This window comes from Candidatus Desulfatibia sp. (genome assembly GCF_036446775.1).
GTDB lineage: Bacteria > Desulfobacterota > Desulfobacteria > Desulfobacterales > UBA11574 > Desulfatibia_A.
In genome coordinates, this window is the sequence record NZ_JAZFTO010000355.1 from 1 (window position 1) to 7,432 (window position 7,432).

The window sequence follows — 7,432 nt, forward strand, 5'->3', positions numbered from 1 at the left end:
TATGTTTATCCAGCATGATCACCCGCTGCGCAACACTAAAAATACTGTCGAGTTCATGCGTAACGATTACCACGGTTGTGCCGATGTTTTTATTCAGTTTAACGATCAATTCATCTACTTCAGCCGACATAACAGGATCCAACCCCGCTGTGGGTTCGTCAAGAAACAAAATCTTAGGGTTAAGGGCCAGGGCCCTGGCAAGTCCGGCTCTCTTTTTCATGCCTCCGCTCAGCTCGGAAGGCAGATAATTTTCATACCCGGCAAGATCGACCATGCAGAGTTTCATGCGCACGAGGTTATTGATTGAATCTCTGGAAAGTGTAGAGTATTCCATAATCGGCAGGGCTACATTTTCGGCAATAGTCATTGAACCGAAAAGGGCCGAACTCTGAAACAGAACACCGATCTTTCTTAAGGTACTGCGAAAGTCCTCATCATTACATGCAGTAATATCGACATTGTCAATATATACTTGGCCCGCGTATGGTTCGGACAATCCAACCATGTGTTTTAACAGCGTACTTTTCCCGCATCCGCTGCCGCCCAGGATCACGAGAATTTCTCCTTTAAAAACATCCAGGCTGATATTGTCGAGGATAACCTCTTCATCGTAGCGGGCGCTAAGGTTTGTTACGCGGATGATCTTTTGTTTTTCCATCATCTGCTGCTGATTACCAGAAACTGCGAACTACGGCAAAAATAGAATCAAAAAGAATAATAAAAAAAATGCTGCTGACTACCGCCGAGGTGGCGGCATTACCCACAGCATCAGCACCGCCTCTGGTCTGGAACCCCCGTAAACATCCAATTAAGACGATCAGAAGCGCAAAGACCACGCTTTTCAGCAATCCCCAACAGACCTCAAAAAGTGTAAGAGCTTGCAGGGTCTGGCTGATATAAGCATTCGCCGTCAGATCTAACAAGAAGACACCGACCACAAGACCTCCGGCGATTGCAAAAAGGTCTGCAAAAAGCGTCAGCAGTGGTATCACAACTACGGAAGCTATAATCCTGGGAACTACGATAAATAGAGTAGGATTAAATCCCATGGCGACCAGGGCGTCGATTTCTTCTGAAATTTTCATGGTCCCGATTTCAGCGGCAAAAGCGGAACCTGATCTTCCGGCTACGACAATGGCCGTCATAATGGGCCCGAGTTCTGATACCATGGCAATTGCAACCAGCGAAGCAACATAAATATTGGCACCGAATTGCTGGAGTTGAAGCGATGACATAAAGGCTATGACAAGACCGAGAAGAAAACTTGTCATTCCCACAATCGGCAGGGCATTAACACCGGTTTTCTCCATGCAGGCGATGGTGTCATTCACACGCAACGATTTTGGATGAAGAAAGACATGCAAAAAGGAAAGGAAGACAGAACCGACAAAAGAAACCAAAAATTTTAAATTGGATGCTTGAGTCAGAGTTTCAGCACCGAGACGAATGATAATATTTTCTGAGTGCTTTCTTTTAACGAGGAGACATTTTTCAAATGCATCGAAGTCAACCAGGGCAAGGATGTCTTTAATCCGTTCTTGGGTGCCAATGATTTTGAAACGGCTATCCCGGGATGTCATTGCATTTTTTAACTCAATCAGAACAAGTGCTCCAAAATCATCAAAATACGTTACCTTGTCAAGGTCTACGGCAAGTAAGGCAGGAGACTTTTGCGCGATCATTGAATGAAGTTCATCGAGAATAGAAGTTGAACTCTCAATATCCATTCTCCCTTTAAAGCGAACAACGAGCTCACCTTTATCTTTTTCTGAAATTTCGTAAAAACCTGACAAAAGATGCTCCGTGGTTGACATGCCAATAGATTGATATACTTAATAGTTTCGAGCACATGAAACTACTTCTGACAAAGCCGTATGTATTTCGTCAAGTATATTACACTCATCTATACATTCAGGAAAAATCTTTCTGCCGTCGCATTCCTTACAGGGGCTCTTGACAAGATATCCGATCTCAAAGTCAAACTTGTAGTTATAAAATCTCTTATTCGCTAAATATTTCACAGGCTCCGATTAAATAAGTTTGATAAATTCGTAAAAATCGAATTCACCAGGGTTTAGGGTTTCGTATGTTTTGTTTTAATTATATACTGATTTTGCAATCATATCATCTAAACAAGAAAAGGCAAAGTCTCAATATTGATGGCGTCGTAAAAAGGAAAAAACTCTCTTTTTACGAACGTTTTAAGTTTTAGGTTTTAAGTAACTTCTCAATAAGTTATGGTTTGGAAAATCGTCGGGCTTCAGAATTTTTCAAAAAAGGCGCTATCAACTACGCTATCTAAGGGTGACCAAATATTTGTGATTTGTCAAATAATGCCATGAAAGGCCTTGCAAAAAGTTATATCATATGGAATTAATAAGAGAAGATGAAAAAAGAGAAAAAAATATTGTTTGTGGAAGATGAAGAAGCCATTTTGCATATGCTGGAGCGTGCTTTCAGTAAAGCCGGTTATGTGGTTAGGGTGGCTAAAAATGCAGAAAAAGCTATAGAAATTTTGAGGCAAGAAAGCATTATGGTTATGTTTTTCGACCTCCACCTTCCGGGAAAGAACGGCATGGAGCTTTGCGAGGAGGTTCGCAAGCAAAATTCGGTTGCCGTTATCTATGCTCTAACCGGCCATGTTGACCTGTATAGCCTTTTAGATTGCCGCAAGGTTGGTTTTGAAGATTTTTTTACCAAACCGGTTAATCTGGATGTACTTTTGGAGGCGGCCAGGCATGCTTTTGAAAAAATTGCAAGATGGAACGTTGAAGACTTCGATTTAATGTAACATCTATCCTTATGATGAATTCGTAAAAAGTCGAATTCATCACACTTTAAATACCTACCATTCCATTATCCCGTTTTTTCAACGACTTTGCGGATGATCGTTGCCAATCCGGGAGCGGCATCGTTGGCCACGGCAATGATCTCTTCCACCACTGCGGGAGCCGGCGCATCCGGGTCATGAACGTTGGTGATAATTGACAGGCCCAGGACCTGTATCCCGGCGTGGACCGCCGCGATGACCTCCTGCACGGTCGAAAAGCCGACTGCATCGGCACCAATGGTCCTTAAGAAGCGAATTTCGGCCGGTGTTTCCAGGGACGGACCTTGGAGTCCGGCATATACACCTTGCTGCAATCTGATACCGGCATCCCCTCCGGCATTTTCCGCAAGAGCTATAAGTTTTTTATCGTAGGCGTCTGTCATGTCGGGGAATCTGGCGCCCCAGCTCTCTTCATTGGGCCCGGCAAGTGGATCTGAACCGGTCAGGTTAATGTGGTCGGCAATGATCATCAGATCCCCTGTTTGCAACTTAGGGTTAAGTCCGCCGGCGGCATTGGAGAGGATCAGGGTTTTAACACCCAGCTCCTGCATAACCCTGACAGGAAGGGTAACTTCAAGCGGCGAGTAGCCTTCGTAGAGATGAAAGCGGCCCTGCATGGCAATGACCGGCTTGTCTCGTATGCTGCCGAAAAGAAGTTTGCCGAAGTGACTTTGCACCGTAGTGGCGGGAAAATGGGGGATATCTTTGTACTCAAAAGATATAGATATGTCCAGCGCTGCTGCACTTTCGCCCAGGCCGGTGCCGGTCAGCAGGCCTATTTTAGGAAGCTTTTCAATATGACCCTTTAAGAATTGCGCTGCTTCAACGGCTTTGTGCTTATAGTTTTTCATAGCTGCGATATTAATCCAGGGTTTTAATGCGGTCAAGCAAACAAATTCGATCGCTTTGATGAATTGGACTTTTGCGAATTCATCACATTTAGCAGGTTGATTATTGCCTGTATAAATGCTTAAAAGGTAGCTGAAAATATTTATGAGAAATTCACGAGGTGACTTTCCTAAAAAAAGTGTTATCATATGGAAACAACAGCCTATTATCCTAATTGAGCGCAAGTAGAGGTTCCCCGTATGGCAACAGAAGAAGGCGTAATTTTAAAGATAGATTCCAGCACTGCCTGGGTAAAAACGCAAAAAACAAAAGCCTGTGAGGGGTGTTCGTCCCGGGGAGCATGCAGCACCATGAGCGGCGGAGAAGATATGGAAGTGCAAGCCATAAATGCCGCCGGCGGGCAGGTCGGCGACCGGGTTGTGCTCAGTTTCGACACATACGCATTATTAAAAGCTGCTTTTTTGCTTTATGTCTTTCCGATAATATGCATGCTTTTGGGGGCTTTTGCCGGCATGCAGCTGGCGCCGGCAGTGAATTTGGATACCTCAATCGTTTCGGCGACAGGCGGTTTTTTATTTTTTGGTTTATCTTTTTTGTTCGTCAAATCAAAAGGGAATCGCATGGCTCAAAAAGATGAATACCGCCCAAAAATAACTCGGATCTTAAAACGGCAGTAAAAGGGCCTAACCCGAACTTCACATAACATGTGCGCCGGCCGGGCCGATATCTACAGCGGCATAACCTCCCTGTTTTTCTCGTTATCCTTCAAATTTCCACTTGCTTACGTACGGATGAGTTTTTGTATAGTACAGGTTGTTTCTGTCGTATCGAAATCCAAATTCCGATTTTTTAAGGAGTTGATGGAAAATATGTTGATATATGATTATAAATAATATAATCCTTAATTAGGTATATTTAATGCCTGATGCGAGCTGAACATATTCGAAACAGATATATCCTTAATGGAGGTGATCAATTATGTTTTTTGGAAAAAATCTTGTAAAATTTAGAAAAGAAAAAAGCTTAACCCAGGAAGGCCTGGTAAAACTTAGCGGCGTGGCAATTTCTCAGATAAGGCGCTATGAGACCGATAAGTCCTCACCTTCTCTGGAGGTCATCATTAAGCTGGCTAAAACGCTTGGCGTCTCAATTGATGAAATGGTTTTTGAAAAAATCACAGGAGTGGCGTCTAACAAAATTATTGACCGCGAGCTTCTGGAACAGTTTGAGATGATATCTGCCATGGCGGAAGAAGAAAAATACGTCGTCAAAAAAATGCTTGAGGGGGTTATTGTGAAGCATCAGGTTGAGAAAATGATGCGGCCAAGGATTGAAAAATCTTGGTCAGAACGATTTAGAGAAATTACCGATAAACTGGCAAAAGGGGCAAAGGATTATTCCCAAGACGAGATCGACAGTGTAATTGATGAAGCGGTAGCGGCAGTAAGGGAAAAAAGATATGCCCATTCTTAAGGCGGTGATCGATACCAGCGTAATGGTCAGCGTGGCTTTTGCAAAAGAAGGCGTGGCCAAAAAACTCAGGGACCTGATTGCCGATAGGGCCTTTGTATTGGTTACATCAAAAGCGATTCTCAAGGAGCTGTACGAAGTCCTTCATTATCCACACATTATCAAGCGATTTAAGCCTTCAGAAGAAGATATTGATGAGTTTATCGGTATGATTATAGAAAATTCTGTGATTACCAAAGGCACTTATAGTGTTGAGGGCATTACTGAAGATCCCAAAGATGATATGTTCATTGCATGTGCTTTGGAGGGAAATGCAAAATACATTGTCTCCAGAGACCCGCATCTAAGAAACATCAAACATTTTCACGGCATCCAGATCATCGATGCCACAACGTTCATCAAAAAGGTGAAAGCCAAATAAAAGCGTCTGACAAAAAGACGGCCTAAAAGGAAGGCGATTGAAGTTCAAAGAGATCGTAAACCGGCTCACTGGATTTAGCACACCCATATTCGGCATTTCCTGGGACCCAAACCAGTCGTTCATTATCATTCCGCAACCTGCATGAACGACCGAAACAGACAGTGAAACCTCCCTGTTTTATTGTTATCCTCCAAAATTCCACTTGCTTACATACCGATGAGTTTTTGAACACTACAGGTTGATTTTGTTTAATCCTCCCATTTTTTTCTGAATAAAATATTTTTGAGGACAATCTTTAGAATTATTGGGATGTTATAAATGCATAGATTTTCATATGCAACCTCCCTGGAAAATATAGCCGAGGGGATGGATCGATTGGAAAAGTATATTAAAACCATACCGGATCTATGATGCATAAAGATAGCTGTTCCCAACGCATCAGTGATCCTTAGCTTGGCAGAATGTACTTAAAAATAGAGACTTAACATACTTCTGCCGAGACGTGCAATTAGTTGGGACTAACCCCTTTTTCGCGTTCAATTCTTTCGTGAAGCCAGGTGGCCATGAGTTGGGTGTGGGGAACACCCTTTCTTCTGGCAATGCGTTTTGCCATAGCAATATCAAATGGATCCAGACGAATGGAAACCGGCTGACGAGGAGGCCGTGGAATCTTAAAAGACTCTGCTTGATCGAGCATTTTTTGAACATGTTCAGGACTCTCTTGTGCAATCGTCCTGTCCCATTCCTTAGCTTCTTCCTTGAGATCCTTCTTTGTTTCTTTTGGGAGTCTATTCATTTTTTAATCCTCTTAAAATAGGCCTTTTTATTTGATTGCGTCAAGTTTCTTGAAAAATAATGTCTTGTACCGTTAAATGCGAAGAAATTTTTGCTGGAGTGATGTGCCACGCATAACCAGGGATGTGGCGCCGTTTATCACCTAGCATCTCACAACCACTTTCTTAAAAAGGCCATTTTCATATAAATATAGCCCTTCTAATCAAAAAACACAAGCTATAGTGACGACTTTTATTGTAATATCAAACTATTGTCTTGGATCGAACCCAGATACTCAACAACTTGTTTTTTTAAGGGATGCCCCCCTTGCTAATCACAGTTTCTCGTATTGACGTTTAACCTCGTCAGTCCCGTAGACCCTCTCAAGTCGGCGTACAATAAAGTGACCCCCCGGGCCATGTCTTGGAAATGATCTATGCTTCGAGCGTTTTGATCTTTTCACCTTCGCTCCGCGCGATATCGGCAATGGAACGGAGCATGATGATTGTTGAGACAGGCAACTCCACCGTAAGTGCTGGAAGGCCAAAGGCGCCACCTACTGCACCGGAAGTTGCAGCAAGCATTTTGTGCCCAAAACTCCAAGAAGATGCCCTTGGCCGATCATCCATGGTCATGACCGCAAATTCCAGTGCCTTGCGCAATGATTCTTGTGTAGCCTGTTGAACCACATCTGACCATTTGGCGGGCAGAAGCCCAAACCCTTTATCAATAGCTGTGCCCAATGCATTGCTGATTCTTGCAGCCAGCCCCGGGTTTTCTAAAAGTTCTTTTGCATATTTCAGATCCTCCAATTCGTTTTGTGACAGGGGCATTTTGATTCGTTTCCCTTCCAGCTTATGTTATGGCGCCGATGTTTGCCCAATGAGGGTGTAGATATTCTCCAGTTGTTCGGAGAGCAGCTTGCGACCTCAGAAAATGGTGTCGCGTCTTGAATAATATTCACAATTCAAGATGCGACACCAAACACGATGTGGTGAAACTATTTTTTGATTAATTGCGTGCCGGCCGTGGACGAGAATGTCCGGTGAAAAAAGGGCGGAGTAAAAAACTGCATCGTATTCTTCTGA

At 43.3% G+C, this 7,432-nt stretch carries 9 protein-coding genes; 4 read left to right on the forward strand and 5 right to left on the reverse strand.

The genetic code is table 11. The features are described from left to right. Window positions 1-661 (reverse strand): ABC transporter ATP-binding protein (locus V3S16_RS16315; protein WP_413886856.1); only part of this gene is annotated, 661 nt, incomplete at its 3' end. 10 nt (window positions 662-671) lie between these two features. Then, a complete protein-coding gene (locus V3S16_RS16320; protein WP_413886858.1) occupies window positions 672-1,793 on the reverse strand; it encodes an MlaE family lipid ABC transporter permease subunit in 1,122 nt (373 codons plus the stop codon). Between the two features lie 593 nt (window positions 1,794-2,386). Here V3S16_RS16320 and V3S16_RS16325 point away from each other — a divergent pair. Next, on the forward strand, window positions 2,387-2,791 hold the full coding sequence (locus V3S16_RS16325; protein WP_413886860.1) for a response regulator: 405 nt from the start codon (window positions 2,387-2,389) through the stop codon (window positions 2,789-2,791). Between the two features lie 65 nt (window positions 2,792-2,856). Here the strand turns inward: V3S16_RS16325 and V3S16_RS16330 are convergent, their stop codons facing one another. Further along, window positions 2,857-3,681, reverse strand: a complete 825-nt coding sequence (locus tag V3S16_RS16330; RefSeq protein WP_413886862.1) for a purine-nucleoside phosphorylase — start codon at window positions 3,679-3,681, stop codon at window positions 2,857-2,859. Between the two features lie 237 nt (window positions 3,682-3,918). Here V3S16_RS16330 and V3S16_RS16335 point away from each other — a divergent pair, with 237 nt between their 5' ends. The 3 genes from V3S16_RS16335 to V3S16_RS16345 all read left to right on the forward strand — a co-directional run bounded on the left by V3S16_RS16335 (window position 3,919) and on the right by V3S16_RS16345 (window position 5,570). Then, on the forward strand, window positions 3,919-4,356 hold the full coding sequence (locus V3S16_RS16335) for a SoxR reducing system RseC family protein (protein WP_413886864.1): 438 nt from the start codon (window positions 3,919-3,921) through the stop codon (window positions 4,354-4,356). A 301-nt stretch (window positions 4,357-4,657) separates the two neighbouring features. Further along, window positions 4,658-5,152, forward strand: coding sequence for a helix-turn-helix domain-containing protein (locus V3S16_RS16340; RefSeq protein ID WP_413886866.1), 495 nt, complete (start codon window positions 4,658-4,660; stop codon window positions 5,150-5,152). Then, entirely contained in the window at window positions 5,139-5,570 is a 432-nt protein-coding gene (locus V3S16_RS16345) for a putative toxin-antitoxin system toxin component, PIN family (RefSeq protein ID WP_413886868.1), read from the forward strand. Before V3S16_RS16340 ends, V3S16_RS16345 begins: the two co-directional genes overlap by 14 nt. A gap of 508 nt (window positions 5,571-6,078) precedes the next feature. Here V3S16_RS16345 and V3S16_RS16350 read toward each other — a convergent pair. After that, the gene (locus tag V3S16_RS16350) at window positions 6,079-6,366 is read right to left on the reverse strand and encodes a hypothetical protein (RefSeq protein ID WP_413886870.1); all 288 of its coding nucleotides are present in this window, start codon (window positions 6,364-6,366) and stop codon (window positions 6,079-6,081) included. 412 nt (window positions 6,367-6,778) lie between these two features. After that, entirely contained in the window at window positions 6,779-7,177 is a 399-nt protein-coding gene (locus V3S16_RS16355) for an EcsC family protein (protein ID WP_413886872.1), read from the reverse strand. Window positions 7,178-7,432 lie beyond the last annotated feature (255 nt).

What these genes read in the sequence shown, in the direction of transcription:
- V3S16_RS16340 (WP_413886866.1), top strand. Translation starts at nt 4,658, where the DNA reads ATGTTTTTTGGAAAAAATCTTGTAAAATTTAGAAAAGAAAAAAGCTTA.
- V3S16_RS16330 (WP_413886862.1), bottom strand. Translation starts at nt 3,681, where the DNA reads ATGAAAAACTATAAGCACAAAGCCGTTGAAGCAGCGCAATTCTTAAAG.
- V3S16_RS16355 (WP_413886872.1), bottom strand. Translation starts at nt 7,177, where the DNA reads ATGCCCCTGTCACAAAACGAATTGGAGGATCTGAAATATGCAAAAGAA.
- V3S16_RS16335 (WP_413886864.1), top strand. Translation starts at nt 3,919, where the DNA reads ATGGCAACAGAAGAAGGCGTAATTTTAAAGATAGATTCCAGCACTGCC.
- V3S16_RS16345 (WP_413886868.1), top strand. Translation starts at nt 5,139, where the DNA reads ATGCCCATTCTTAAGGCGGTGATCGATACCAGCGTAATGGTCAGCGTG.
- V3S16_RS16325 (WP_413886860.1), top strand. Translation starts at nt 2,387, where the DNA reads ATGAAAAAAGAGAAAAAAATATTGTTTGTGGAAGATGAAGAAGCCATT.
- V3S16_RS16350 (WP_413886870.1), bottom strand. Translation starts at nt 6,366, where the DNA reads ATGAATAGACTCCCAAAAGAAACAAAGAAGGATCTCAAGGAAGAAGCT.